Origin of the sequence: Neobittarella massiliensis (ex Bilen et al. 2018) (assembly GCF_014269355.1) — a bacterium.
Taxonomy (GTDB): Bacteria; Bacillota; Clostridia; order Oscillospirales; family Ruminococcaceae; genus Neobittarella; species Neobittarella massiliensis.
The window spans coordinates 143,488-169,266 of record NZ_JACOGI010000001.1 but is presented as its reverse complement, the minus strand read 5'-3'; the positions used below and the strand labels follow the sequence as shown (position 1 = coordinate 169,266).

Below are 25,779 nucleotides of genomic sequence, written 5' to 3'. Positions count from 1 at the left end.
AGTATAGGAGAATTCTCTATGGAACAAGCAGCCCCCAAAAAGCGGATATTCAGCGGCATCCAACCCACCGGCATCTTCACGCTGGGCAACTATCTGGGCGCCATCAAAAACTGGGGCCCGCTGCAGGATGAGTATAATTGTATCTACTCCATCGTCGACCAGCACGCCATCACCGTCCGGCAAGACCCGGCCAAGCTGCGGCGCCAGTCGCTGGAGTGCTATGCACTGCTCATCGCCTGCGGCATCGACCCCGAAAAGAGCGTCCTGTTCATCCAGAGCCACAACCCCGCCCACGCCCAACTGTCGTGGGTGCTGGGCTGTTTCACCCAGTTTGGCGAGCTCTCGCGCATGACCCAGTTTAAAGATAAATCGCAAAAAAATGCCGACAACATCAACGCCGGCCTGTTCACCTATCCGGTGCTCATGGCCGCCGATATCCTGGTGTACAACGCCGACTTGGTGCCGGTGGGGCAAGATCAGAAGCAGCACCTGGAGCTGGCGCGCGACATTGCCGGCCGCTTTAACGGCGTGTACTCCCCCACCTTCACCGTGCCCGAGGGCTATATTCCCAAGACCTCGGCCAAGATCATGAGCCTGACCGAGCCCGGGAAGAAGATGAGCAAGTCCGACCCCAACCCCAACGGCTACATCTCCATCCTCGACGACGTCGACACCATCCTGCGCAAATTCAAGCGCGCCGTCACCGACTCCGACGGCGAGGTCTGCTACCGCGCCGGCAAAGACGGCATCAACAACCTCATGTCCATCTACGCCTCCATCACCGGCAAAGACTTTGCCGCCATCGAGTCAGAGTTTACCGGTAAGGGCTACGGCGACTTTAAGATGGCCGTGGGAGAATGTGTGGCCGACTGCCTGCGCCCGGTCCGAGAGGACTTTGCCCGCCTGATGGGCGACAAGGCCTACCTGCAGGCGTGCTACACCAAAGGCGCCGAGAGCGCTCGCCAGTTAAGTGCCAAATGCCTGCGCAAGGTCTACAAAAAGGTTGGCTTTATCGAGCTATAGCTCCCACATGGATCTTATAAAAAGAGACGGCTGTTGCCGTCTTTTTTTGCGCCTGTTTTCCCCAACTACCGCCGCCAAATGCCCCATCCTCCCTTGTATTCTTTTAAAAAGCGTATACACTATGGGCATATCATATTTCTTTTTGCACACTTCTTTGCCGCCCAAAATCGCAAAGTCTCAGGCCTCTTTACAAGTTTTGGATAATTTTGGATAAATATATGTAATTTTATAGGGAGAAATGCAGATTGATAGCAGAAAAATCCTCTATTCGAAACGCTTGTCGTCTATATGAGTACGTGCATTCGGTACACTATGTGTATATATATTTCCGCTGTATAGAGCCCGGGTGTGTCGGTAGGAGATCAGGGCTGTGTTGGGTGGGAGTTGGGAAGCATTTGTAAAAGATGGAGTATTGGAGGTGCCCTATGGCAGAACTCTCGCAATTATCGGCAAAAATCAAATTACTCAGACAGAGCTATGGCCTCACACAAGAGCAGTTGGCTGAGCGGCTCTGGACCACCAAATCAGTCATCAGCTCCTACGAGACAGGAGCCAGACAACCCACTTACCAAAACCTGATCAAACTGGCGACCACCTTCCGCGTCTCTACCGACTGGCTGCTGGGGATCAATGAAGACGTGCGCGTCTCCTCGACCAACCTGACCGAGAGCCAGATCGAGGCAGTCAACCACATCGTCATCGAACTGCAAAAAGCCAACGGCACGCTGTAACTGCACAAAACAGTCAGCGCGCCGTGCGCCCGGCCGTTTTGGCGGAGCGCCCAGACCAGCAGATAGCCCACCGTTTCGCCTCCTATATAAAGGGGCGACCAAAAAGAGAGCTGCCTCGGCAGCTCTCTTTTTCCTGTCTCTTTCCCGCCGCAACTATCTCCCCAGCAGCAGATGCACCAGCAGCGCACTGCACACAAAGCCGGTCATGTCGGCCGACAGCGCCGACGGCAGCGTGTGCCGTGTCTTTTTGATGCCGATCGCCCCGTAGTACAGCGCCAATGTGTAAAAAGTAGTCTCGGTAGAGCCCATCAGCACGCTGGCCACCCGGCCGATGGTCCCGTCGGGCCCAAAGTTCTGCAGGATATCCTGAAAGATGACCATAGCTCCGCTGCCCGATATAGGGCGCAGCAGCGCCAGCGGCAGCACCTGCTTGGGCAGACCCAGCAGCTCTGCCAGCGGGGCCAGCCCCTCCGTCAGCAGATCCAGCCCGCCCGAGGCCTTGAACATCCCCACCGCCGTCATCAGCGCCACCAGCGAAGGCAGTATCTTTAAGATCACCTTCATGTTCTCACCGGCGCCCTCTACAAAGCAGTCGAACACCGGCACGCCCCGGTACAGCCCGTACAGTATAAAACCCACCAGCAAACAGGGCACCGCATAGCCGGTCATCGCCGCCTCCTGTGCAGCGCGCAGCCCAGCTTGGCCACCGTCAGCCCCACCGTCACCGACAAGATCGACGCCAGCCACACGCAGGGCAGTATCTCCATCGGAGCCTGGCTGCCGGCCTTTAACCGCAGTGTAGCGGTAGTGGTGGGGATGAGTTGCAGCGAGGCGGTGTTGAGCACCACGAATAAGATCATGTTGTCGGTGGCCGTCTCGGGGTCGGGGTTCTCTTTTTGCAGCTGGGTCATCGCCGCCAGGCCCAGAGGTGTGGCGGCGTTGCCCAGCCCCAGCAAGTTGGCCATCAGGTTCATGGCGATGGCGGCAAACGCCGCGCTGCCCCGCCGCAGCCCGTGAAAGATCCTGCCCAAAAGCGGGTACAAAAGCCCCGATATCTTCTCCGACAGGCCCGACTTCTCGGCGATCTTCATCACCCCGCCCCACAGGCACAGCCCGCCTAAAAGCGTGGCCGACAGCTCCACCGCCTTCAGGCACTCGCCCAGCGCCGCGGTGCTCACCGCATCGATGCGGCCGGTCAGTGCGCCAAAGATCACCGACAGCACCACCAGCCCCGACCAGATATAGGTCATCATGGCAGCCACCTCCTGGGCTATACTTATGCGCCGCGCCCAGCCGTCATGATTTCTTCCAAAATTTTACTTGTAATATTTGACAAATCGACGTAAGACTACTATAATATACTAGAAATTACGGATCAGAACAAAATATCCGTATTCTCCCCAACCATCCACGCGAAACGGAGGACAAACATGAAATCTACAGGTATAATCAGAGAAATGGACGAACTTGGCCGCATTGTCATCCCCAAAGAACTCCGCCGCACCCTGTCTATGGAAAAGGGCTCTCACATCGAGATCTTTACCGATAAAGATATGATCTGTCTCAAAAAGGCGGGCAACGGCTGTGTGTTCTGCGGCAAAGAGAGCGAGCACCTCACCAGCTACATGGGCAAATACGTGTGCGCCGACTGCGCCAAGAACCTCAGCTCCGGCAAATAGTTTTCCCCACCGCCCAAAACGGGATTTGGTAGGTCCTGTATTCGGCGCCAAGACAAATAAAATACGAGCTGGCAAGCACACCGCTTAGCCAGCTCGTTTTTTATGCTCTCTACTTGCCTGCCGCCCGGTTTCCCCGGTAGTCGGCAAAATCGGTGCTGTACAGGTAACAGCGGGCATACAGGGTACATACGGTAAAATAGTGGGGCACTGCGTAGAGGATGGGGATGATGAATATACAGGACAAAAACCACGGAAAAAACGACAGGTCCAGCATCATGATCTCGCCCCGATGGCCGCGCATCTGCCGCACCGATATGAAAAAGGCCTGCCGCACCGTCACCTCCGGGTGCGATACCACAATGTACTTGGCCAAAAAGTAGCGGCGCAAAAAGCAGTACAGCAGCGGCACCGTAAAGATAAACAGCAGCACCGACAGCATCAGCGCCACCGAACCCACGGCGATCATCCAACTGCTGCTGGCTGCCAGGTAACCGCGGTAGCCAAAAAACAGCAGCAGGCCCGACGGCAGCATAAACAGCACCGTGTACAGCGCACAGCGGGCCCAAATGTTCACCGTGTACCACAGCGAGCGGCCAAACATCCTCAGCGAGCTGAACTGGCTGAACATCTCCCACACCGGGGTGTTGGGGTAGCAGGCGGCGTTCCAGTACCAGCTCACCTGCCCCATATAGATGGGGCTGAGCACAAAAAAGCGCAGCACCGCAATGAGCAGGATGATCAGCAGGCTCAGCTGCACCACCCTCGACGACAGGTCGATGTGCGGCTGGGCCAGCAGGCTCTCAAAGCCCAGCACCCCCAGTGTCACCGCGCAAAGCCGCTCGATAGCCCAGAAGAATAGGACCACCGCCACCACCATAAAGGCGATAGCCAGCGCCTTGCCGATCTGGTGGCGCAGTATTTTTTTGGAGTCGCGTTTGAGCTGTTGTCGCAAAGTCCGGTCCTCCCCGATCAGTATTCTATGCCCCTGCGAGCGGCTATGCCCTGCTCGTAGGGGTGTTTTTTGCACTGGATGTCCGACAGGTAATCGCACCGCTCTACCAGCTCCGCCGGCGCCCCGCGCCCAGTCAGCACCAGCTCACAGCCCGGCGCCCGCCCGTCGATGAGCGCACACACCTGGTCCAGTTTTACCGTGCCCAGCGCCAGCGCAGCCATGATCTCGTCGCACACCACCAGGTCATAGTCGGCCGCCGCCGCAACAGCGCCAGCCAGCGCCCGCTGCTGGGCAGTGCGGCACCGCTCCTTTTCCGCCTCGGTCATGGCGGCAAAAAATTTGGCCTGCTGGGGCGGGATATCCACCGTGGCCCCCAGTGCCCGCAGCTGGCTTATCTCGGCTGAGCTGCCGTCTTTTAAAAACTGGGTGAAGTACACCCGCTTACCGGCCCCCAGCGCCCGCACGCACAGCCCCACCGCCGCCGTTGTCTTGCCTTTACCGGTGCCGGTATAGATGTGCACCAGCCCCTGCTGGGCGCCCATCAGCCGTCGTCCTCCGGCATGTATTTGGCCGCCGCCAGCGCCCCGCGGGCGTCTTCGGCCCCATGGGGCATGATGCCGATGATCTCAAAGGCCCGGGCCGACTGCCACAGCTGCGGGGTGATGAGGATGGTGTAGCCGTAGCCGTTGTCGGCCATCCACTCCACGTGGTTTTTCTTGGGGTAGCCGTAAGCCGCCAGCAGGCCCATGATCACCCCGCCGTGGGTCACCACCGCCGCCTGGGTGTTGCCCGCACGCATCATGTCGCTGATGATAAGGTCCAGCCCCTCGCCGCAGCGGCGGGCAAAGTCGGCCAGGCTCTCGCCGCCGGGTATCTGCACCTGGTCGTCGCCGGTGGCAAAAGAGCGAAAAGCCGGGTCGTTTTGCAGCTGGGCGATCGTCTTGCCCTCAAAGTCGCCAAAATCCATCTCGGCGATCTGCTCTACCTCGGCGATATTTTTCATCTCCGGGTACAGGAGCGCCGCCGTCTGCCGGCAGCGGGTCATGGGGCTTATATACAGCTTGCCCACGCCGGGATAATCATACCGCTGCCTGAGCGCGATGAGCGCCTGCACCCCCTGCGGACACAGCGGCGAGTCGGTGCGGCGGCCCACATACTGGCCGCGGATGTTGCCTTCAGTAAGTCCATGACGGATGAAATGTATCTTGTAAGTTTTCATAAAATCTCCTGGTCTCCTATGTTTGCTCTACTAAAATCCTGGGAATGTGTTTTAAAATTGCACGAACTGCCTTTACAAAAGGTTTTTCGTGCTATATAATTTACATTATGTAAAAAAGGGGGAGGTTTTGACGATGAATGCCGATTTTCACCGGATCCTGACTCTGCTGCGCAAAGAAAAAGGCGTCAGTCAGAAGCAGGTCGCAGCCAGTCTGGGCATTTCTCAGGCGTTGCTGTCACACTATGAAAAAGGCATTCGCGAGTGCGGGCTCGAATTTGTCGTCAAGGTAGCCGACTACTACGGCGTCTCCTGCGACTACCTGCTGGGCCGCTCGCCCGACCGGGCCGGCCTCACCCTCAGCGTAGAGGATATACCCGACAGCGATGAGCCGGGCAAGCAAAATATCATGCAGCACGGCAGCATCATGCCGGTGCTCAACAAAAAGCTCATCACCAACTCGCTGCACATCGTGTTCGATATGCTGGCCAAAGGCGGCAACGCCTCACTCACCAAAGAGGTCTCCAGCTACATCATGGTGGCGGTGTACAAGATGTTCCGCAAGCTCTACGGCCTCACCCCCAAAAACCAGAGCACCATGTTCTCGGTCTCCAAGGTGCGCTACAGTCAGCTGTGCGACGCCGCCATGCACGAGAGCGTGGCCGATATCGACTGCCTGGACCAAAACGTCGATCTGGGGGACATGAGACCGCTGGAGGACCGCGACGACTTCGAGCTCACCACCCAGTCGCTGGCCGAGAATTATCCGCTCTTTTACTCCTCTTTGCAAAACCTGATCTCCAACGTCGAGGATACACTGGGCAAAGACAGCGGCAAAAAGTAGGGCCGCGCTCCGCCAAGTAGGAGCATGCCCAATATCTGGGTCTGTCACCTATATATAGTACCATTTTTTCACTCTAAAGAAAACGGCTTTTTCATATTTTTAACGGCGTGTACATATACTTAGCGGCAGCCGCCGCCCGGGTCCACCGGCAGCCCAGAGGGGTGTCTTGCCCAACAACCGCCCAACAGCAGCGGCCGGTTTTGCACACCGTCAAAAAAATGCACAGCGATCGCGTCGCCAGGGGCATCCCGCAGCGGGTGTCTCTTTTTTTGTGCCGCGGCCGCTGCCAGCCGTCTGGCGCCCGGCGCGCCGGACCACACTATACTATCATATACAGGGGGCGATCTTTCTTGCAGGAACAACACAAAAAATATGGTCTGGTCACCGCCGTCGCCGTGATCGTCGGCACCGTGATCGGCTCGGGCATCTTTTTTAAGAGCGACGATATACTGGTACTCACCGGCGGCAACATCCTGCTCGGGGCGGCAGCGTTCTGCGTGGCGGCGTTTGCCATCGTCTTTGGCAGTCTGGCCTTCTCCGAGCTGGCCGCGCTCACCGATAAGCCCGGCGGGCTCATCACCTACGCCGACGAGTTCTCCACCTCTAGGGCGGCCTGTGTGGTGGGTTGGTTCCAGACCTTTATCTACTACCCCAGCCTCATCGCTGTGGTGTCCTGGGTGGTGGGGGTATACACCGGCCTGCTGTTCGGGCTCGCTCTGCCACTGGAGGGGCAAATGCTCATCGGCTTTGGTTTCTGTGCCGTCTGTTATCTCTACAACACCTTCTCCCCCCGCTTTGGCGGCATTTTTCAGCGCTTTTCCACCGTGGCCAAGCTGCTGCCGCTCATCGCCTTTGCCCTGATCGGGGTCATCTTCGGCGATCCCACCACCATCATCCCCGCCGGTACCGGCCGCAGCCTGGCCAGCTTTAGCTGGCTGGCAGCGCTGGCCCCTATCGCCTTTTCTTTTGACGGGTGGATCGTAGCCACCTCTATCGCCCACGAGATACGCGACTCCAAGCGCAATCTGCGCCGGGCGCTGGTCATGGGCCCGCTGTTCATCCTGCTTGCCTACCTGCTGTACTTTGTGGGGGTCTCTACCCTGTTGGGGCCCGAACAGGTCATGGCCATGGGCGATGCCCACATCGACCAGCTGGCTATTCAGGTGCTGGGCAAGACCGGTTCCAAGCTGGTGCTGATCTTTGTCATCATCTCGGTCATGGGTACCGTCAACGGCCTCACGCTGGGCAGCATCCGCATGCCCTATGCGCTCTCGCTGCGAGGCATGGTCCCCGGCGCCACCAAACTGCAGCAGGTCAGCAAAAAGTTCGATATGCCCCTGCGCTCGGGACTGATGGCGTTTTTGCTGGCCAGCGGCTGGTTCCTGCTGCACTATCTCACCCAAAAATTCGGTCTGCTGCCCAACTCCGACGTGTCCGAGGTACCGGTGGCCATCAGTTACCTGCTGTACGTCTTCTTCTACGGCAAAGTCATCTCGCTGCACCGGTCCGGGCGCATCCCCGGCAAAATACGGGGCGTACTGGTACCGCTGCTGGCCAGCCTGGGCTCGCTCATCATTCTCTACGGCGGCGCACAAAACCCGGCTTTCTTCCCCTACGCGCTGCTCTGTGCACTGCTGCTGGGCGGCGGCCTGCTCTACTACACCCGCCGGGCCACCCGGTCTTAAAAGGATAGGCCCCACCACCCATGGCAGCTATCCGGGAATAGCCGCCCGCATCCGCTTTAAACAGGCCGTGTCCCCCCTACCTTATAAGTATCCGTCATGAAACAAAAATACAGGCCAGCGCCCAGACTGCGCTGGCTTTTTTGTTGCCCGTATTCCAAACGATACTGCCCCTCGAATACAAAAAGATGGCGCTCTCGTCCCCACCGTTCCTTTTTTGTCCCTCTTTCCCCACTGCACATTTTTGCGTGTCAACCACATCGAGACCTGAGCTGGGCGCACTGATCGACCTACTCCTCCAAAACAGATAGCCGTTGTTCGGCGTTCTTATGTTTTTCTGCCTTAGGAGTTATCTTCTCATCTTTAAGCCACCGCCCCACCGGACCCCGCCACGGTCGATGCGTAAACGCCCCATATTTTTGCAAGCTATACACCGGTGCGCCCCACACGCCCCATGCATAGAGCATAGGGCACAGATAAATACTCTCCACGCTGATCCCTTTTGCGATTTTGACCGCGCGCGTTTTGCGGCAAAACGCAGATGTGTATTCTGCGATCTGCCGCGCATGCTATCTTGAGCCACCGTCTGTCAGGAGGATAAACACCATGTATACGGTCCCACCTTACCGCAATTCCCATAAGTTCACTCTGCTCACAGGATTTCTGCCGCTCTGATCGCTGATAGAGCGCCAATAGGCGCAGTTCATATCAGCCCCAAATCAGCTTCGGATCACTTCCAGACCAACTCTAGCTCCCTGGACCGACCTAAGACCAGCCTAAGACCGGCCTAAAACCCAAAAACCGACCCTGCTCAACTCCAGACCATTTCCAGGCCGGTTCATATGCCCCAGACGCACTAATTTCTCAAGATCGCTCGGTCCTATCTCTGTTCCAGCCCAAAACAGCCGCTGTCTTCTCAAAGGGCGGTCCTATTTTCACACCGTCTCTCCCCGCTTGTCTGGCGGCCGGCCATCAGGCGGCGCAGCACAACATTTTCAGCTTGCAAACAAAAAACCGTTTCGGTGCCTGCACCTCTTTGGGGTGTATCGTGTATGAACAGCTGTCACCGGGAAAAACTAACGGAGCGCAATATCTGTACTGTTTTTAAATGGCAAGATACGCATGGGGTCCACACCATCCGATATCTATAATACTGCCCCAGTTCAAAACAGAAAACAGCGCTCCCTGCCGGCATTTCCTGCCCTTGTTCCCGCTCGTTCTACCACGCCCCCGCGCTTTGCCCGGCACAGCGGCCCCCCATCTTGCCGGTCGATCGGATATTAGGCCCAAGACCTACCGGCTCAATATTCCAACTGCCAAGATATCCGTGTGTATCTCCCTGCGCTGATACTCCCCCGGCGGTTCGGCAAGTTTTACCCGTCTCGGCATGGTTTTGGCCCCCGCACCTGAATATCCTCTGCGTATACCGCAGTTCTCCGCACCAAAAACGCCGGTCTTCCTTTGGGGCTCACTATTTTAGGGCACAAAAAAAGAGCAGCGGCATAAAAGCCACTGCTCTCTCATGTACCCTATACCGGGCACCTTCTGTGCGTTTTGCTTACTGAGCGTCGACCTCAGCCATGTGAGAGATCAGCTTCAGCACTTTGTTGGAGTAGCCCCACTCGTTGTCGTACCAGGAGACCAGCTTTACGAAAGTATCGTTGAGCATGATGCCGGCCTTGGCGTCGAAGATGGAGGTTCTGGGGTCGCCGTAGAAGTCGGAAGAGACAACAGCGTCCTCGGTGTAGCCCAGTACGCCGTTCAGATAGGTCTCAGAGGCCTCTTTCATCTTGGCGCAGATGTCCTCGTAGGTAGCGGGCTTGGCCAGTTTAACGGTCAGGTCAACAACAGATACATCCAGGGTGGGAACACGCATGGACATACCGGTCAGTTTGCCGGCCAGGTCGGGGATGACCAGAGCGGTCGCTTTGGCAGCGCCGGTCGAAGAGGGGATGATGTTGCCGGCAGCAGCACGGCCACCTCTCCAGTCTTTCTTGGAGGGGCCATCAACGGTCTTCTGGGTACCGGTGGTGGAGTGAACGGTGGTCATCAGGCCCTCAACGATACCGTAGTTGTCGTTGATGACTTTGGCGATGGGAGCCAGGCAGTTGGTGGTGCAGGAGGCGTTGGAGACGACCATCATGTCTTTGGTGTAGGTCTCGAGGTTTACACCGCAAACAAAAGTCGGGGTCTCTTTGTCCTTGGCAGGAGCGGAGATGACAACTTTCTTGGCGCCAGCTTTGATGTGGGCAGAAGCCTTCTCGGTGGTGCAGAACACGCCGGTAGACTCTACCACGTAGTCGGCACCGCACTCGCCCCAGGGAATGTTGGCGGGATCCATCTCAGCGTAGAATTTGATCTCTTTGCCGTTGACGACGATGGCGTCATCGGTGTAGCTGATCTCGCCTTTGTACTGGCCGTGGACCGTGTCGTAGCGCAGCATGTAAGCGCAGTAGTCGGGGGTCATGAACGGGTCGTTGATGCCCACGAACTCGTAGTCGGGATTGTCCAAACCGGCACGGAAGACCAGTCTGCCGATGCGGCCAAAGCCATTGATACCAATTTTGATAGCCATAGGGATAGCCTCCTATTTATTATAGTCTATCTGTATTTTATAACAAAAAGCTATCTATAGCAAGAGTTTGTCAGGAATTTAACCAGAAGTTTTCACACAATTCAAAAATTCACTTTTTCCCCACCCGGGTCCTTGGTACCAATTTCAGTAAGATCTGCTGCCAGTATTTGCATTGGCACAAAAACCATAGTATACTATATGAAAACAAGTCGAAATTTGTCGAATTACGGTAGGTTCTAAATGGAAATCTGTAATGAAACCCAATACCTGGCGGCGGCGCAGTCCATCTTCGAGCACGCCCACCTGCCGGTGCTCGTGTGCGATAAAAAAATGCTCATCCTCTGGCACAACAGCTGTGCCGAGGTCTATATCCACGGTCTCACCGGCTACCCCAGTGCCGCCGGTCTTTTGCCCACCGGCGATCTCGGCAGTATTCTTGCGCAGCTGCAAAAGGGGCTGGACGTCTATCTGCCGTCCCCGCAGCTGCCGGCCGGCGGCAGCCCGCTGCAGCTGCACCTGATCCCGGTACTAGGCGCCCAGGGCCAGCTGCAGCTGGTCACGCTCATGCTGCCGGTGGCCAGCAGCTCCCTCACCGAGGGCTCCCGCCGGCAGATCGACCGGGTCAGCACCGCTTTTTCGGCCGCCAGCCGCACCAACCTCACCGCCATCTTCTCGGCCCTCTCGCCCCTGGCCCGCAAGTTCGAGGAGTACGCCGACTACGAGGGGCAAAAAATGCTCGACCAGATCAACCGCAGCGCCTATCGCCTGCTGCGGCTGGGGAAAAATATCGAGCAGGCCTCGCAGCTGCTGACCGGGGCCTATCAGCTGCAGCTGCGCCCGGTAGAGATGTCCCGCCTGCTGCAAGACCTCTGTCAGGGGGCGGCCACCGTGCTGCGGCAGAGCCCTGTACCGCTCACCTACCAGATCGATTTTAAGCAGCTGTTCATGCTCATCGACCAGCAGCTGCTCGTCGGGTGCATCACCAACCTGCTCTCCAACGCCTTTCTCTATTCCAGCGACCAAAACACCGTGCACCTGCACGCCCAGGTGGTGCGCGATGCTCTGCACATCTCGGTGCGCGACCGCGGCGCCGGTATCCCGGCCGAGGTGCTGCCCCGGGTGTTCGACCCCTACTACTCCTACCGCGACCCCGAGCTGGGTTTCGTGCAGGCGGCCGGTCTGGGCCTCACCATCTGCCGTCAGGCGGTCCAGGCCATGGGCGGCCAGATCTTTCTCACCAGTACCCCCGGCGACGGCACGACCGTGCGCTTTTCACTGCCCATCACCCCGCCGCAGCCGGGCCTTTCCTCGCCGGCGGCAGAGGACTTTATCGGCAACCGCTACTCCAGCCTGTATGTCGATCTGGCCGATGTCTGCACCTTCCCCTACCTGTAAGTATACCGTTTCTGTACGGCCGCCAAAAAGGCGGGCAGCTCACTGCGAGCTGCCCGCCTTTTTTTGCGCTATCGGCGCAGGCGCCGGGGGGCACTGCCCGCCCGCCGCGGCCGGTACACGTAGCTCCCCTTTTCCGGCGAGCGGTGTTCGTCTTTTGCGTCCTCTTCCTCTGGCCGCTGGCCGCCGTGCCGGGGCCCCACCCGCTCCATCGAGCGGTCAAACGCCCCCATATACCACAGAGTAACGGCCAGCACCGCCGCCAAAAACAGCAGATGCGTGGCCAGTGACAGCATCGCCGGCAGCTCAAACGGGCCGCCGTTTAACATCTGCCGCACCAAGTTGGGCAGATAGGCCACAGCGCCCAGCACCAGCGTGCGCCACCCCCAGCTGATGGCCGCCCGCGCCCGGCGGGCGGTAAACTCGCCGGTAAAGGTGTAGCACACCTGCAAAAACAGAAAGCTGCCAGCACAGCTGGTCAAAAAGTCCAGCACCCGCTGCGGCAGGTACGGCGATACCGCCTTGCCGGCAATGAGCAGCACCAGGCTAAACCCGGTCCACACCACCACCAGCAGCACCGCCGGCGACAGCCCACCGGGCCCGCCGCGGCCGATAAACTGGCCGGCCCCCAGCAGTCCCACGCCCATCAGGGCGCCAAATAGGCTGTACCCCAGCTGCCCGATAGACACGTACCCCTGCACAAATTGCAGCAGCACCGAGGCGATGCCCACAGCAATGGCCAGCACGCCGCACAGCTTCACCGCGCCCCCCAGTGCCCGTGCGGGCCGGGGGCGGCTGTCAAAGTGCCCCCGGCCCAGCAGCACCGCCAGCAGCGACACCGCTACCAACACTGCCAACAGCGCCCCGTAGAGCAGCAGCACCTCTTTTCTCTCAAAAGATACCATGCCTTTTTGGCCCAGTACCAGGTAACCGACGGGGAACCCCACCGTCAAAATAGCGAGCAGCGCCGCGACGAGCCGTTTCATAAAGTATATCCCCTATCTATTTTCTATGGGAACATACGCGCGTTTTTCACTGAGCGCCTTGTATGCGGGCCTCATGATACGGCCGCCGAACATCAGCTCCTCCAGGCGGTGCGCACACCAGCCCGGCATTCTGGACGCCGCGAACAGCGGGGTAAACAGGTCCTCCGGTATCCCAAGCGTCTTGAATACCAGTCCCGAATACAAGTCTACATTGGCACACAAATTCTTGTCAATACCCTTGAGCTCGCCAAATACCACCGGCGTCAGCTCCTCCACCTTCTGCAGCAGTCGCAGGTCGTCGCCAAAACCCTTCTCCACCGCCAGCTTCTCGGCGTGCGTCTTCAGTATCTGGGCGCGGGGGTCGCTCTTGGTGTACACCGCGTGGCCGATTCCGTAGATGAGCCCGCTCTTATCGCCGGCCTCTCTGCGGATGAGTTTGGCCAAAAAGTCTTTGATCTGCCCGTCGTCGCCATAGTCGGCGATCCCCTCTTTCATGTACTCCAGCATCTCCACCACCTTGATGTTGGCGCCGCCGTGGCGAAAGCCCTTCAGCGACCCCACCGCCGCCGAGATGGCTGCGTAGGTGTCGGTGCCCGAGGAGGAAAGTACCCGGCAGGCAAAGGTGGAGTTGTTGCCGCCGCCGTGCTCGGCCATCAAGATCATGCACAGGTCCAGCAGCTTGGCCTCCTCCTCGGTAAAGCGCTTGTCGGGGCGGATGGTGCGCATAATGGTCTGCGCCGTCGACATGCCGCGCTTGGGCATGTGGAAGTACATGCTTTTCTTGTCGTACTGCCGCCGCTTTACCTGGTAGGCATTGGTGATGATGGTGGGGGTGCAGGCGATGAGCTCGATGCATTGGCGCATCACATTTTCCATGCTCACGTCATCGGCGTTGTCGTCGTAGGAGTACATGGCCAGTATACTGCGGGCCAATTTATTCATCACGTTGGGCGACGGGGCCTTCATGATCATGTCCTCTACAAAATACGGCGGCAGGTCGCGAAAGTCGGCCAGCGTGTCGCAAAATCCCTCCAGCTGGCGGGCAGTGGGCAAAATGCCAAACAGAAGCAGATAGCTCAGCTCTTCAAACCCGTAGCGGTCCTGCGCCAAAATGCCCTGCACAAAATCCTCCAGATCGATACCGCGGTAGTACAGCTTGCCCTCGGCCGGGGTCTTTACCCCGTCTACCATATCGTAGCCCACCACGTCGCAGATCAGCGTCAGGCCGGCCAGCACGCCGGTGTTGTCGGCGTTGCGCAGGCCGCGCTTTACCCCCAGCTTCTCGCAGTCCGAGGGGTCGATGAAGTTATACTTGCGAAACTGCTCACATAGTCTATTGATAGCCTGCTGTTTCTCGTAGGACATGTGTAATGCCATGTAGATGCACCTGCTTTCTTAAATGTCGCGAAAGGCCCCGGGCCTTCCAGCAGCCCAAAAGGCGGCCATTTATGTGAATTTCAGGTCCAAAAAGGCCCGAATTCATCGTTTGTTAACATTTGCAGCCGCTGCCGGGCAGCGGCTGGTCAGCACCGGGCGGGGCTGTTCCCCTTTTTAGAATGTACCTATTCTACTCTGGCCCCCGGCAAAAGTCAATAAAAAACTAGCAAAATTTGAAATTTGTACATATCTTCATTTCAAATAATCGCCGATAAATAGGTTATTTCCCAAATAACAAACGAAAATATGAATTATCAAAAACAAAAAATTTCATTTTAAAGGAAGTGGAGCCTCATGCGATTAAAATTGTCCGTCCTCATCATCTTCGCGCTGGTCACATTCGGCACCCCATTCGCCGTATTTTTGGCGCAAAAAGACACCTCCTCCCCCGCCCCCCCACAGACCAGCAGCGCCACCAGCGGCGCCGCCGACAAAGGCCTGCAAAAGAGCCACACCATTAAAGTTTTAGACGGCTCTACCGGGCAGGTACAGGAGCTGGCCCTGCGCGATTACCTGTACGGGGCGGTGGCTGCCGAAATGCCCCCCAACTTTAGCCAGGAGGCGCTCAAGGCCCAGGCGATCGCCTGCTCCACCTACGCCGTGCGCCTCAAGCAGCAGGCCGCGACCAGCCCCAACGCCGACCTAAAAGGAGCCGATATCTCGGTCGACTCCAAGGTGCACCAGGGCTATGTGAGCACCGACGAGATGAAGAAGATGTGGGGAGACAACTTCGATACCTATTTTGCCCTCATCAAAGATGCTGTCGACCCGGTGGCCGACCAGGTGCTCACTTATGAAGGAGCTCCCATCATCTCGGCCTACCACTCCATCTCGCCGGGCAAGACCGAGGCTGCCGCCGACATCTGGGGGCAGGAGGTCCCCTACCTGGTCTCGGTCGACAGCCCCGGTGACGCGCTGGCCCCCGACTACGAGACCAAAGAGGTATTTACCGCCGCCGTGGTAAAAGAGAACCTGCTCACCGCCTTTTCAGATATCGCCTTCACCGAGGACCCGGCTGGCTGGTTTACCGACCCAGCTGCCACCGCCGCCGGCAGTGTCAAAACTATTAAGGTCTGCGGCAAAGAACTCACCGGCGACGATATCCGAACGGCGCTCAACCTGCGCTGCGCTGCCTTTACAGTAGCTTTTGCCGACGGAAACTTCACCTTTACCGTAAAGGGTTATGGTCACGGTGTGGGTATGAGCCAGTATGGGGCCGACTACATGGGCCGGCAGGGTTCAAGCTACCAGGATATTCTGGCTCACTATTTTCCCAATACTTCGGTTGAACCTATTGACAACTTTCTCTAAATAGATTATTATATGCACAGATGAACAGCTGTTCATGTGTGCATATTTTCATTTCACCGTGAACGGCCCTCATATAAGCTGCAGGCATGCTGCTTGCCCCGCAGCCGAGAAAGGCGGTCACACCATGACAGAAAACCAGTCTCAACACGATATCCCCACCGACACCGACGAGATGTGTCAGGAGCCCCACAAACACACCTGTCTGGTATCTAGAGCGAAGGCCCACATATTGGAAAATGACAAGCTGGACCCGCTCTGCGATATCTTTAAAGTCCTGTCCGATCCCACCCGCATGCGCATTATCTTGGCGCTGGTCGATACCGAGATGTGTGTCTGCGATCTGGCCGACGTAGCCGAATCGAGTCAGTCGAACATCTCGCATCAGCTGCGGCAGATGCGGCAGACCGGTATCGTAAAGTCCCGCAAAGAGGGAAAATCGGTGTTTTACTCACTGGATGACGACCACATCAAGACCATCATCGTTCAGGCCGTAAACCACGTGGCCCACATGCGCTGATATAGCGCTTTTATCCGAAAGGAGGACACCATGAAGACCAGACTTTCCATACAGGGACTGAGCTGCTCCCACTGCGCCATGAAGATCGAAGAAAAGCTGGAGCACTCGAACAAATTCGACAGTATAGCGCTGCTGTTTGCTACCGGCGTGCTCCTCATAGAAAACGATCATCCGGTCACCGATCAAGAACTGTCCTATATCCAGCAGGTGTGCGACGACATCGAGCCCGGCACCGTCATCAGCCGAGCCACCGGCAACACCACTGCCCCAGATGCGACCCCGGCAGCCCACGCAAACGGCGACAGCTGCGAATGTGATCATGAGCACCATCACGAGCACGGCGACAGCTGCGGGTGCGGCCTTGAGCACCACCACGAACACGGCGACAGCTGCGGGTGCGACCATGAGCACCATCACGAACACGGCGACAGCTGTGGGTGCGACCACGAGCACCACCACAAGCACGGCGACAGCTGCGGGTGCGGTCATGAGCACCACCACGAACACGGCGACAGCTGCGGGTGTGGCCATGAGCACACAGATGAGCCGGCAGCCCCCATCGATCCAAAGGCTTTTGCCGGCAGTCAAAAGCTCTATTTTACCGGTCTCTCCTGCTCCCACTGCGCCATGAAGATCGAGGAGAAGCTGCAGCAGTCGGGCAAATTCCAGCGGGCGGCGGTCTCGTTTGCCAGCGGGACCATCCTCATCAAAAATGATCACCCGCTCACCGACAGCGAAGTCGCATTCATCGCCCAGGTATGTGACGATATAGAACCCGGCACCCATATCAGCCGTATACCTGCCGATACGGTAACCGTCTCTGCTGAAAGTGCCTCTCCATCTGCCCGCAAATCAGTCTCTAAAGCCGAAAAGAAACGTCCATTCGTGTTGCTTATCGCCTCTGTGGCGCTGGCAGTGGCCGGCCTTATCACCTCCAAGCTGCTCGATATCAACTGGTTGCCGCCGGTATTGTTCGTGCTCTCCTGTGTGCTTTCCAGCTACGATGTGTGGTACCGGGGCATTACCGGCATCGCCAAAAAGCGGGTGGATGAGAACCTGCTGGTGACCATCGCCATCATCGCCTCTTTCTTTATCGGCGAATTTCCCGAGGCAGCTATGGTCGCCCTGCTATTTAAGATCAGCCTGTTTTTAGAGGATAAAGCCGTGGGCGCTACCCGCAAAAACATCAGCGCCATCACCAACATCCAGCCCGACTCGGCCAAAGTGCTGCTGCCCGATGGCAGTACCCGCCAACTGCGGGCCGAAGAGGTGCAGGTGGGCCAAACTATCGTCATCAGCCCGTCTGAGCGCATCCCGCTGGACTGCACGGTGTTAGAAGGCAACACAGCCACCGACAATTCGGCCATCACCGGTGAGAGCATTCCCGTCAACGTGGGACCCGGCGACAAACTGCTATCGGGGTCTATCAACCTCACTGGGCTCATCAAGGCCACCGTCACCTCCCGCGTGGAGGAGAGCACCGCTGCCAGGATCATCAATCTGGTGGAGGAATCGGCCGCCCAAAAGAGCCACTCGCAAAAATTCATCACCAAATTTGCCGCTGTCTATACACCGGTCATCATCGGCCTGGCTATCTTGGTGGCGATCTTCCCGCCGCTGCTGGGGCTGGGCAGCTGGAAGCAGTGGATCTACACCGCGCTGGTGTTCGTGGTCTCGGCCTGCCCCTGTGCGCTGGTCATCTCGATCCCGCTGGGTTTCTTCTCCGGTATCGGCGCCGCCACCAAGCGCGGGGTGCTCATCAAGGGCGGCAAGCACATCGAAAACCTCTCTAAACTCACCGACGCTGTATTCGATAAGACCGGCACCCTGACCGATGGGCAGCTCAAAGTGACCGGTATCACCGCTTTTGGCGACTTTACTACCGAACAGGTACTGCGCTACAGCGCGCTGGCCGAGAGCTTTTCGGCCCATCCGATCTCCCGCTCTATCGTTGCTCAGTGCCCCGATAAGCCCCAGGAGGAGATCGTCAGCTACCAGGAAGTAGCCGGTAAAGGCGTGCTGGTACAGCTCAAAGAGCATCAGCTGGCTTGCGGTTCCTTAAAGCTGATGGCTGATCAGGATATCCGCGTGCCGCAGGGGGTAGAGGCCAATGTACTGCTGGCCGTTGACGGGCAGCTGGCCGGGGCCATTACCGTGGGCGACGCACTGCGGCCCGACAGCGCCCAGATGGTAGCCGACTTAAAGGCGGCCGGCGTACAGACTGTGACCATGCTCACCGGCGACAGCCAAAAAGCCGCTGCCAAAATTTCGGGCGAATTGGGGCTAGATCGCTACTATGCCGAGCTGCTGCCCCAAGATAAGGTACAGCGCCTGACCGATATCAAAGGTGAGGGCCGTATGGTCGCCTTTGTGGGGGACGGCATCAACGACGCCCCGGTACTGGCTGCCTCTGACGTAGGTGTCGCCATGGGCTTTGGCACCGAGGCCGCTATCGAAGCCGCTGACGTGGTACTGGTCTCTGGCAAACCCAGCTCGCTGGTAACTGCAGTAAAGCTGTCCAAGCGGGTCATGCGCATCATCCAGGCCAACATCGTCTTTGCTCTGGCTGTAAAATTTTTGGTCATCGTACTGTCGCTGTTCTCGCTTTCCACCATTTGGATGGCTGTATTCGCCGATGTGGGCGTAACTGTGCTGTCGGTGCTCAACACCACCCGCCTGCTACTGGGCAAAAAGGGCACCTAACTTCTAAATATCCATGCTATCAATGCCGTATTTTGTGTAAGTAGAGGGGCCGAAACGATCGTGTTTCGGCCCCTCTACCCTGTTTCGTGCACTATACCCGCCTGTAATTGCCAGATAGAAGCTGCGCACTATGCCGATACCCCACAGAATAAACCGCTTTTTCTGTAGGCAAAGAGGCAAAATACGGCGAGAAGTTTTAGAAAAAACTCCAATCTTTTTAGACCCGCGCCTCCATCTACTTGCACCGCTGTCAGACTGTGTTACACTAAAAGAAAAGAGTCTGCTTTTTATATAGTGTGCAGACACAATAAGGAGGATGCTACCTTTGAACGAGAAGAATTTTGTCAAAGACGCAGTTGCCAAACACCAGGCGTCTATTTGGGAGCTGCAAAAAGCTGTGTGGGAGGCTGCCGAACTTGGATATGAAGAAGTAAAATCGGCCGCTGCTTTTTGCCGGTCTTTAAAAGAGGCCGGGTTTACCGTTGAGAGCGGTGTGGCCGAGATCCCCACCGCCTTTATCGGCACCTATGGCAGCGGCAAACCAGTAATTGGCATTTTGGCCGAGTTCGACGCCTTGTCGCAGCTGGGCCAGGAGGCTGCCTGCCCGGTAAAAACGCCTACTCCCGACAACGAAAACGGCCACGGCTGCGGCCACAGCGCACTGGGTGCCGGCGCTTTTGCCGCGGCAGTTGCAGTGAAAGATTATTTGGACGCCACCGGCTGCAGCGGTACCGTGAAACTGTTTGGCTGCCCAGCTGAAGAGACCGGTTACGGCAAGACCTTTATGACCCGCTACGGCTGTTTTGACGGCGTAGACGCGGTGTTCACCTGGCACCCATTTGACAACAATGCCGCCTGGGGCGTGAGCTGCCAGGCGAATATCAACATGGTATTTTCGTTTAAGGGCCGCACTGCGCATGCCGCCGCTGCCCCCCACGACGGCCGCAGCGCGCTAGACAGCTGCGAGATCATGAATGTGGGCGTAAACTACCTGCGCGAGCACGTGATCCCCGATGCCCGGCTGCACTATGCCTATTTGGATGTGGGCGGCAGCTCGCCCAATGTGGTACAGGACCACGCCACGCTCAGCTACTTTATCCGCGCACCCAAGATCGAACAGGTGCGCGAGATCGTAGAGCGGGTGAAAGATATCGCCCGCGGCGCGGCGCTCATCTGCGGCACTGAGACCAGTTGGTACCTGCGTACCGGTGTGAGCAACTACATACCCAACCACACGCTGACCGAGCTGCTCTACAGCGCTATGGAGGAAGTTGGCGCGCCCGCCTTTGACCAGAAAGACTTCGACCTGGCGGCCGCTTTTGGCAAGACTCTGCCCGAAGATGTTAAGCAGAAGACCGCCCAGCTGCTGGTCAAAAAATTCGGACCTGAAAAAGGCGCTCAGCTACAGGCGCAGGGGCTCTCTACCGAGATCGAGCCGCTGGTCATCACCGACATGTGCGCCCCCGGCTCTACCGACGTGGGCGATGTCAGCTATGTAGTGCCCACAGCCCAGGCCATGATCGCCGGTATGGCTTTGGGTACCCCCGGCCACACCTGGCAGATCTCCGGCCAGACCTGCTCTTCTATCGGTCAAAAGGCGGTGGAGAATGCCGGCGAGATCTTGGCGCTGTCGGCCATCAAAGTGCTGCAAGACCCGTCTATCTGCGACAAGGCCAAAGCAGAGCTGCAGGCAGTGACTGGCGGCGAGTACGAGTGCCCCATCCCCGCCGAGGTAAAGCCCCCGGTACCGGAGTGGGTGCCGCAGGCCGCCAAAGAGGCCGGTCTGTAGAGAGACTTTAAAAAATAGTAAAGAGAGCACTGCATGGGGCAGTGCTCTCTTTTTATTGCCGTATTTATGCGGTGAGATGAGCGGAACGGCTGCGGCGCAGGCAGCAAAACAGCAGTACCAGACCCGTGCCCAACAAGATGTGGCCGATACCCGCCACCCCTGAAAGTGCCGCATCAAAAGCCTTGGATAAGGCAACACCCCGCACCTGCACCACACCCCGCCCGAGGAGCGTGACCGCCGTCAGTGGCAGACCGATGTTGTAGAGCCGGTAAAACAGCGCAAAACCCTTTTGTTGGGAAACATCCGTGCTGGCGACAAACAGTGCCACCAACAGAAATAGCAACATTCCCAGCACCAGCAGATGCAGGTGCACAAACGACAGTGCCGTGCGACCGGAAAAGCCGGAAAACTTGGTGAATTCCCGGTAAAATACGCCGCTGGCCAGCCCGGCTACAGCATAAATAAAAGCGGTATTGATGTATTTTTTCACAGTTAGACCTCCATTTCGGGCGGAGCCCGAAAAAAATGTTGCGCGCAATAAACCATACGAATATTGTATATTATAAAGTGCACCTACAAGTCTGTCAACCTGAGCCATTCATGTGTGCTATAATGGGATACAGAAGTCAAAAAAAATATGCAGCTGCCGTTAGGCGCCGTGCTGTATAGCCATTTAAAAGTGGGAGACCGCCCAATGAATATGTTAACAAATTATGAAAACGCCATCAAAAACTTACCTTTGGGGCGAATTTTAACTAAAAAAGAGCTTTTGACCGAGACCTTTTTGCTGGAGCGCAGCGGCCAGGTAGAGATCTATTACGCACCCCACAACGCCTACCAAAACCCCAACGCCAAGATCGTCATCGTGGGCATATGCCCCGGCTGGACCCAGACCGAGATCGCCTTTCGCACCGCCAGGCAGGGATTGGCTGAAAACTGGCCCCAGGAGGAGATCTTAAAAGCCTGTAAAAAAGAGGCGCGCTTTGCCGGTACTATGCGCACCAACCTGATACACATGCTCGACGAGATCGGCCTGCAGGACATTTTGGCGCTGGAAAGCTGTGCACAACTGTTTACCTGTGTAGATGGGCTGCTGCACACTACTTCGCTGCTGCCCTACCCGGTATTTGTACGGGGAAAAAACTATACCGGATACAACCCTTCTATGCGCCAACCGCTGCTGAAAAAATACCTAGATGCATTTTTTACCGCCGAGCTCAATGTGTACCGCGAGCCGGTGCTACTCATTCCCCTGGGCAAAGTAGTGGAAGAAGAAGCCCAGCGCATCATCGGCGAGTTGGGGCGCACCAACATCACCTGCCTGCGGGGGCTGCCCCACCCATCGGGCGCCAATGCCCGCCGCCTGCCGCAGATGCGCGAAAATGGTGCGGACCTGGCTGGGCAGGTACGGCGCTTCGGGCAGAAAGCCTGCCCCGGCCAGGTGCATGCATAAGCTCAACTAAAAAAGAGACGTCGCACTTGGCGATGTCTCTTTTTTGATTGACAGCGCAATGTTTTTACGCGGGAAAAAGTACCGCAGCCGCGCTGTGGACCGGCATGTAAAAAAGCGAGTGCTGTTTTCTGTTTGCTGTTTATTGTGCACTGCACGGGGTCTGTAGCGCACGATTTTATATCGATAAAAAGTTTTTCTTGTGTTTTTTTAATAAGTTCGTATAATATAAAGCGCGTATTGAGATAAGCTGCAATTCAGACGGTAGAAGAGGTAGTTATGCGACAGGAAAATGATCTTGGCAAAGACCCCATCGGCAAGCTGGTGCTGCGCATTGCGCTGCCCAGTATGCTGGCGCAGTTCGTCAACGTTTTATACAGCATCGTCGACCGCATGTACATCGGCAACATTGCCGGAGTGGGAGAGCTGGCCCTGGCCGGGGTGGGTGTGTGCGGCCCGGTGATCACCATGATCGGGTCGGTGGCCTCGCTGGTGGGCATTGGCGGTGCCCCGCTGATGAGCATTCGGCTGGGTGAGGGAAAACAGGCTAAAGCCAAGGCGATACTCGCCAACTGCTTTATGATGCTGTGTGTGCTCTCGCTGGTACTTATGGCGGTGCTGTTTTTGGTAAAGCGGCCGATGCTGCTGTTTTTTGGCGCCAGCAAGGCGACGATCCCCTATGCCGACAGCTATTTTTCAGTGTATATTGCCGGCACGCTGTTTGCTCTGCTGGCCACCGGTATGAGCCAGTTCATCATCTGTCAGGGTTTTGCCAAGATCGCCATGTGCGCGGTGATATTGGGCGCCGTATTAAATATCGTTTTAGACCCGATCTTTATTTTTGCCCTGGATATGGGGGTGGCCGGAGCGGCGATCGCCACCGTTTTGTCGCAGCTGGCCAGCTGCTGTTTTGTGCTCGCCTTTTTATTTGGGCAGCGGCCGATGGTATCTATCAGCTTTGGCGGGTACAGCTGGCAGGTGATACGGCGGGTGCTCGTCATCGGCCTTACACCGTTTGCTATTATAGCTGTGGACAACATGATGATCATTGCCATGAATACAGTTTTGCAGCGGTATGGGGGCGCGGTACAGGGGGATGTTTTGGTGACCTGTGCCACCATCGCCCAGAGTTTTATGCTGGTGGTGACCATGCCTTTGAGCGGGATCAGCGGCGGCACCCAGGCCATTTTGAGCTACAACTACGGGGCACAGCAGATAGACCGGGTGCGAGCGGCACAGCGCAAGATATTTTTACTGTGCCTGACCTATACGGTGTGCATGACGGCGGTAGCTTGGCTGTGCGGACAGTGGTTTGTACGGCTGTTTACCAGCGATGCGGCTGTGGCACAAAAAGCACTGTGGGCTATTCGCGTATGTACGCTATCACTTTTGCCGCTGGGTATTCAGTACGAGATCGTCGACGGGTTTACGGCCATTGGGCAGGTGCGCTTTTCGCTGCCGCTCTCGTTTTGGCGCAAGCTGGTCTATTTTGCCGCCCTGTTTGCGCTGCCCGTTATATGGGGGGCACAGGCGGCGTTTTATGCCGAGCCGATCTCGGACTTTTTTGGGCCGCTGGTGTCTATGATCGTGTATTTGCTGGCCATGAAACGGGTGCTTAAAAAGAGAGAGGCCAAACGCGAAACCGCCCCGGACCCGGTTCGTGTAACGGCAGAGTAAAACAACTCCTGACATAATATACTCAAATCAAACTATCTCTATAAAATTTTATATATACTTTACAAGATTATTCCCATGTGTTAAAGTGTACTTGTCTGCTGGACAGCGGACGGAAAAATATATGCCTGGACAGGCTCTGGAAATAATTGCGTTGTACGATTTTCGAGGGCTAACCTGTGTGTTAGCCCTTTTTATTTTCGGGGCGTTCCACCTGGGAAAAGGAGAGACAAATGCCTATCAAAAAGCCGAGTATTATTATCAAGTTCGATTGTTCGGGGGAACAGACGGTTGGCGAGATCACCAAGATTGTCGGTCTTACCAGAGCCAGATTTTTAATCTCTATTATCGACGCGCTGGACCTAGAGGCCAATCCGCGCTCTGCAAAAACCGGACCGGTTACCGATGCCATACAGGAATCTATTGAAAATGACCCTCGGGTATTTCCATTCAAGACCAAAGGTGTTTTGTTGGCGTCTTCGCGGTACGATCGGCTGGAGAGAAATCGCATAAGGATCACCCCGGAGAGCCCTGAAATAGAAGGGATTTTAGATGGCGGCCACAATACGTTGGCAATTGGCCTGTATATATTAAATAGAGCCATGCAGCATAAAGGAATCCCTTTACCCCGAAACACCAAAACCTGGGATGTGTTTAAAGAGCTGTGGCAAAAAAACCGCGACATTGTTGACGAGTACCTGGATATGTTGCGCCGAGAACCCGATAATGATGCGCTAAACTTTTTCGTACCTATTGAGCTACTGGTTCCCCGGGACGCAGAGGACGGCGGCTGTGTGGAATCATTCAAGAGCGACCTGCTTGAAATTTGCGCGGCGCGAAATAACAATGTGCAGCTGCAGGTATCGGCCAAGGCCAACCAGCGCGGGTATTTTGATACCCTGAAAAGCCTGATGGAGAGCTATGATGCCGACGTGAACCGCCGAATTGAGTGGAAGACAAACGACGGTGGTGAAGTGAAGGTGCAGGACCTCGTTGCACTGGCCTGGATTCCGCTGAGTTTGATCAACCCGGTGAGAGATTGCGACGGCAGAACCGTTGAGCCCGTATCTCCGCAAAAAATATATTCGGCTAAGGGCAGTTGTCTGAGCCAGTTTGAGCGGCTGATGAGCTCGCCTGAAGTTACTCTGGAGGTAGACAGTGACTACAGGCGAGAGCTGTTCAACCCGGAGGTTTTGTCTGCCTTTGAAGTTGCCGTCCAGCTCCCGAAGCTATACGATTACATTTATGAGATGTTTCCCAAATTTTACAATTTTGCCGGTGGGAGTTATGGCCGTATTACTGCGGTAAAGAGATTAAATGAAAACCGCCGTGAAAAAAAGGTGCCGTTTACCGCCAAAACGGTTGAGACACTGAGCCCCGACGGTTTTATTGCCCCACTGGTTTACGGATTGCAGGCACTGATGGAAAACGCCGTTGTCGACGGCCATTCTGTTATTCGTTGGAAGCAGGAGCCGATGGACTTTTTGCGGGCAAACTTAGAAAAAGTTGTGGTATACTACGCCGGTATCTTTAGCATGTGCGACTATGACCCGCAAAAGATCGGCAAAAACGCCCAGAGTTACACGCAGGCACTATCTGGTTATAAGATGACTCTTGCCGGGATACTATAAGCCAGATTTGAATTTAAACCCTTGATAGGCCCTGCGTACTGTGGCTGCGCCCAGAGAAGGCGGAGCCGGTCGGGTATATGGACTTTTATCCGCCAAAAGATACCTTGTGATCTGGCAGTTGCCCGGTGTTGAGATCATAAATGATCTACTTTCATATAGCTAAAAAGCAAAAAGAGAGACAGGCACG

The 25,779-nt window shown here is 56.6% G+C and carries 22 protein-coding genes; 13 read left to right on the top strand and 9 right to left on the bottom strand.

What is annotated here, in order from left to right; translation table 11 throughout:
* Positions 1-18: 18 nt before the first annotated feature.
* Both trpS and H8K20_RS00835 read left to right on the top strand, forming a co-directional pair.
* Positions 19-1,023 carry a tryptophan--tRNA ligase gene (gene trpS, locus H8K20_RS00840; RefSeq protein WP_154866067.1) on the top strand — a complete coding sequence of 335 codons (1,005 nt, stop codon included), beginning with the start codon at positions 19-21 and terminating at the stop codon, positions 1,021-1,023.
* 425 nt (positions 1,024-1,448) lie between these two features.
* Entirely contained in the window at positions 1,449-1,754 is a 306-nt protein-coding gene (locus H8K20_RS00835; RefSeq protein WP_105203278.1) for a helix-turn-helix domain-containing protein, read from the top strand.
* Between the two features lie 153 nt (positions 1,755-1,907).
* Here the strand turns inward: H8K20_RS00835 and H8K20_RS00830 are convergent, their stop codons facing one another.
* Together H8K20_RS00830 and H8K20_RS00825 are read right to left on the bottom strand one after the other, a co-directional pair.
* Positions 1,908-2,423, bottom strand: coding sequence for a spore maturation protein (locus H8K20_RS00830; RefSeq protein ID WP_186487195.1), 516 nt, complete (start codon positions 2,421-2,423; stop codon positions 1,908-1,910).
* A complete protein-coding gene (locus H8K20_RS00825; RefSeq protein ID WP_164998056.1) occupies positions 2,420-3,007 on the bottom strand; it encodes a nucleoside recognition domain-containing protein in 588 nt (195 codons plus the stop codon). Before H8K20_RS00825 ends, H8K20_RS00830 begins: the two co-directional genes overlap by 4 nt.
* A 177-nt stretch (positions 3,008-3,184) precedes the next feature.
* Between H8K20_RS00825 and H8K20_RS00820 the strand changes: the two genes are divergently transcribed.
* Positions 3,185-3,433 (top strand): AbrB/MazE/SpoVT family DNA-binding domain-containing protein, encoded by a 249-nt coding sequence (locus H8K20_RS00820; RefSeq protein WP_105203276.1) that lies wholly within the window; start codon positions 3,185-3,187, stop codon positions 3,431-3,433.
* Positions 3,434-3,542: 109 nt separating this feature from the next.
* Here H8K20_RS00820 and H8K20_RS00815 read toward each other — a convergent pair whose 3' ends face one another.
* Genes H8K20_RS00815 through H8K20_RS00805 form a run of 3 tightly spaced genes read right to left on the bottom strand, consistent with a single transcriptional unit; the run spans position 3,543 to position 5,604 of the window.
* On the bottom strand, positions 3,543-4,385 hold the full coding sequence (locus tag H8K20_RS00815; protein ID WP_186487193.1) for a DUF975 family protein: 843 nt from the start codon (positions 4,383-4,385) through the stop codon (positions 3,543-3,545).
* Positions 4,386-4,402: 17 nt separating this feature from the next.
* Positions 4,403-4,927, bottom strand: coding sequence for a cob(I)yrinic acid a,c-diamide adenosyltransferase (locus tag H8K20_RS00810; protein ID WP_154866070.1), 525 nt, complete (start codon positions 4,925-4,927; stop codon positions 4,403-4,405).
* Positions 4,927-5,604, bottom strand: coding sequence for a histidine phosphatase family protein (locus tag H8K20_RS00805; protein ID WP_186487191.1), 678 nt, complete (start codon positions 5,602-5,604; stop codon positions 4,927-4,929). Before H8K20_RS00805 ends, H8K20_RS00810 begins: the two co-directional genes overlap by 1 nt.
* 133 nt (positions 5,605-5,737) lie before the next feature.
* Between H8K20_RS00805 and H8K20_RS00800 the strand changes: the two genes are divergently transcribed.
* Both H8K20_RS00800 and H8K20_RS00795 read left to right on the top strand, forming a co-directional pair.
* The gene (locus H8K20_RS00800) at positions 5,738-6,445 is read left to right on the top strand and encodes a helix-turn-helix domain-containing protein (RefSeq protein ID WP_154866072.1); all 708 of its coding nucleotides are present in this window, start codon (positions 5,738-5,740) and stop codon (positions 6,443-6,445) included.
* Positions 6,446-6,795: 350 nt separating this feature from the next.
* Entirely contained in the window at positions 6,796-8,130 is a 1,335-nt protein-coding gene (locus H8K20_RS00795; protein ID WP_243206158.1) for an APC family permease, read from the top strand.
* Between the two features lie 1,555 nt (positions 8,131-9,685).
* On the opposite strand, the gene gap is transcribed toward H8K20_RS00795, so the two are convergent.
* Positions 9,686-10,702: a type I glyceraldehyde-3-phosphate dehydrogenase gene (gene gap / locus H8K20_RS00790; protein WP_105203270.1), complete on the bottom strand. Its 1,017-nt coding sequence runs from the start codon at positions 10,700-10,702 to the stop codon at positions 9,686-9,688.
* 240 nt (positions 10,703-10,942) lie between these two features.
* On the opposite strand from gap, the gene H8K20_RS00785 reads away from it, so the two are divergent.
* Positions 10,943-12,097, top strand: a complete 1,155-nt coding sequence (locus tag H8K20_RS00785) for a sensor histidine kinase (RefSeq protein WP_186487189.1) — start codon at positions 10,943-10,945, stop codon at positions 12,095-12,097.
* A 68-nt stretch (positions 12,098-12,165) separates the two neighbouring features.
* Here the strand turns inward: H8K20_RS00785 and H8K20_RS00780 are convergent, their stop codons facing one another.
* Positions 12,166-13,080: a hypothetical protein gene (locus H8K20_RS00780; RefSeq protein ID WP_186487187.1), complete on the bottom strand. Its 915-nt coding sequence runs from the start codon at positions 13,078-13,080 to the stop codon at positions 12,166-12,168.
* Between the two features lie 12 nt (positions 13,081-13,092).
* Entirely contained in the window at positions 13,093-14,457 is a 1,365-nt protein-coding gene (locus H8K20_RS00775; RefSeq protein ID WP_105203267.1) for a citrate synthase, read from the bottom strand.
* A gap of 354 nt (positions 14,458-14,811) precedes the next feature.
* Here H8K20_RS00775 and spoIID point away from each other — a divergent pair, with 354 nt between their 5' ends.
* From spoIID to H8K20_RS00755, 4 genes are all read left to right on the top strand, one after another.
* Entirely contained in the window at positions 14,812-15,828 is a 1,017-nt protein-coding gene (gene spoIID / locus H8K20_RS00770; protein ID WP_186487185.1) for a stage II sporulation protein D, read from the top strand.
* 124 nt (positions 15,829-15,952) lie between these two features.
* On the top strand, positions 15,953-16,345 hold the full coding sequence (locus H8K20_RS00765; protein ID WP_243206157.1) for an ArsR/SmtB family transcription factor: 393 nt from the start codon (positions 15,953-15,955) through the stop codon (positions 16,343-16,345).
* A 30-nt stretch (positions 16,346-16,375) separates the two neighbouring features.
* Positions 16,376-19,048: a heavy metal translocating P-type ATPase gene (locus H8K20_RS00760; RefSeq protein ID WP_186487183.1), complete on the top strand. Its 2,673-nt coding sequence runs from the start codon at positions 16,376-16,378 to the stop codon at positions 19,046-19,048.
* Positions 19,049-19,373: 325 nt separating this feature from the next.
* Positions 19,374-20,837 (top strand): amidohydrolase, encoded by a 1,464-nt coding sequence (locus H8K20_RS00755; protein WP_154866078.1) that lies wholly within the window; start codon positions 19,374-19,376, stop codon positions 20,835-20,837.
* A gap of 64 nt (positions 20,838-20,901) precedes the next feature.
* On the opposite strand, the gene H8K20_RS00750 is transcribed toward H8K20_RS00755, so the two are convergent.
* Positions 20,902-21,327, bottom strand: a complete 426-nt coding sequence (locus tag H8K20_RS00750) for a DUF2871 domain-containing protein (RefSeq protein ID WP_178089766.1) — start codon at positions 21,325-21,327, stop codon at positions 20,902-20,904.
* 204 nt (positions 21,328-21,531) lie between these two features.
* On the opposite strand from H8K20_RS00750, the gene H8K20_RS00745 reads away from it, so the two are divergent.
* From H8K20_RS00745 to H8K20_RS00735, 3 genes are all read left to right on the top strand, one after another.
* Entirely contained in the window at positions 21,532-22,290 is a 759-nt protein-coding gene (locus H8K20_RS00745) for a hypothetical protein (RefSeq protein WP_186487181.1), read from the top strand.
* A gap of 276 nt (positions 22,291-22,566) precedes the next feature.
* The gene (locus tag H8K20_RS00740; RefSeq protein WP_186487179.1) at positions 22,567-23,964 is read left to right on the top strand and encodes an MATE family efflux transporter; all 1,398 of its coding nucleotides are present in this window, start codon (positions 22,567-22,569) and stop codon (positions 23,962-23,964) included.
* A 230-nt stretch (positions 23,965-24,194) separates the two neighbouring features.
* Entirely contained in the window at positions 24,195-25,592 is a 1,398-nt protein-coding gene (locus H8K20_RS00735) for a hypothetical protein (protein ID WP_186487177.1), read from the top strand.
* Positions 25,593-25,779: the final 187 nt, after the last annotated feature.

Excerpts from the sequence above, each read along its gene's own strand:
- H8K20_RS00780 (WP_186487187.1), bottom strand. The coding sequence starts at position 13,080 with ATGAAACGGCTCGTCGCGGCGCTGCTCGCTATTTTGACGGTGGGGTTC.
- H8K20_RS00745 (WP_186487181.1), top strand. The coding sequence starts at position 21,532 with ATGAATATGTTAACAAATTATGAAAACGCCATCAAAAACTTACCTTTG.
- H8K20_RS00760 (WP_186487183.1), top strand. The coding sequence starts at position 16,376 with ATGAAGACCAGACTTTCCATACAGGGACTGAGCTGCTCCCACTGCGCC.
- H8K20_RS00835 (WP_105203278.1), top strand. The coding sequence starts at position 1,449 with ATGGCAGAACTCTCGCAATTATCGGCAAAAATCAAATTACTCAGACAG.
- H8K20_RS00810 (WP_154866070.1), bottom strand. The coding sequence starts at position 4,927 with ATGGGCGCCCAGCAGGGGCTGGTGCACATCTATACCGGCACCGGTAAA.
- H8K20_RS00825 (WP_164998056.1), bottom strand. The coding sequence starts at position 3,007 with ATGATGACCTATATCTGGTCGGGGCTGGTGGTGCTGTCGGTGATCTTT.
- H8K20_RS00775 (WP_105203267.1), bottom strand. The coding sequence starts at position 14,457 with ATGGCATTACACATGTCCTACGAGAAACAGCAGGCTATCAATAGACTA.
- spoIID (WP_186487185.1), top strand. The coding sequence starts at position 14,812 with ATGCGATTAAAATTGTCCGTCCTCATCATCTTCGCGCTGGTCACATTC.
- H8K20_RS00785 (WP_186487189.1), top strand. The coding sequence starts at position 10,943 with ATGGAAATCTGTAATGAAACCCAATACCTGGCGGCGGCGCAGTCCATC.
- gap (WP_105203270.1), bottom strand. The coding sequence starts at position 10,702 with ATGGCTATCAAAATTGGTATCAATGGCTTTGGCCGCATCGGCAGACTG.
- H8K20_RS00820 (WP_105203276.1), top strand. The coding sequence starts at position 3,185 with ATGAAATCTACAGGTATAATCAGAGAAATGGACGAACTTGGCCGCATT.
- H8K20_RS00805 (WP_186487191.1), bottom strand. The coding sequence starts at position 5,604 with ATGAAAACTTACAAGATACATTTCATCCGTCATGGACTTACTGAAGGC.
- H8K20_RS00740 (WP_186487179.1), top strand. The coding sequence starts at position 22,567 with ATGCGACAGGAAAATGATCTTGGCAAAGACCCCATCGGCAAGCTGGTG.
- H8K20_RS00830 (WP_186487195.1), bottom strand. The coding sequence starts at position 2,423 with ATGACCGGCTATGCGGTGCCCTGTTTGCTGGTGGGTTTTATACTGTAC.
- trpS (WP_154866067.1), top strand. The coding sequence starts at position 19 with ATGGAACAAGCAGCCCCCAAAAAGCGGATATTCAGCGGCATCCAACCC.
- H8K20_RS00800 (WP_154866072.1), top strand. The coding sequence starts at position 5,738 with ATGAATGCCGATTTTCACCGGATCCTGACTCTGCTGCGCAAAGAAAAA.
- H8K20_RS00735 (WP_186487177.1), top strand. The coding sequence starts at position 24,195 with ATGCCTATCAAAAAGCCGAGTATTATTATCAAGTTCGATTGTTCGGGG.
- H8K20_RS00765 (WP_243206157.1), top strand. The coding sequence starts at position 15,953 with ATGACAGAAAACCAGTCTCAACACGATATCCCCACCGACACCGACGAG.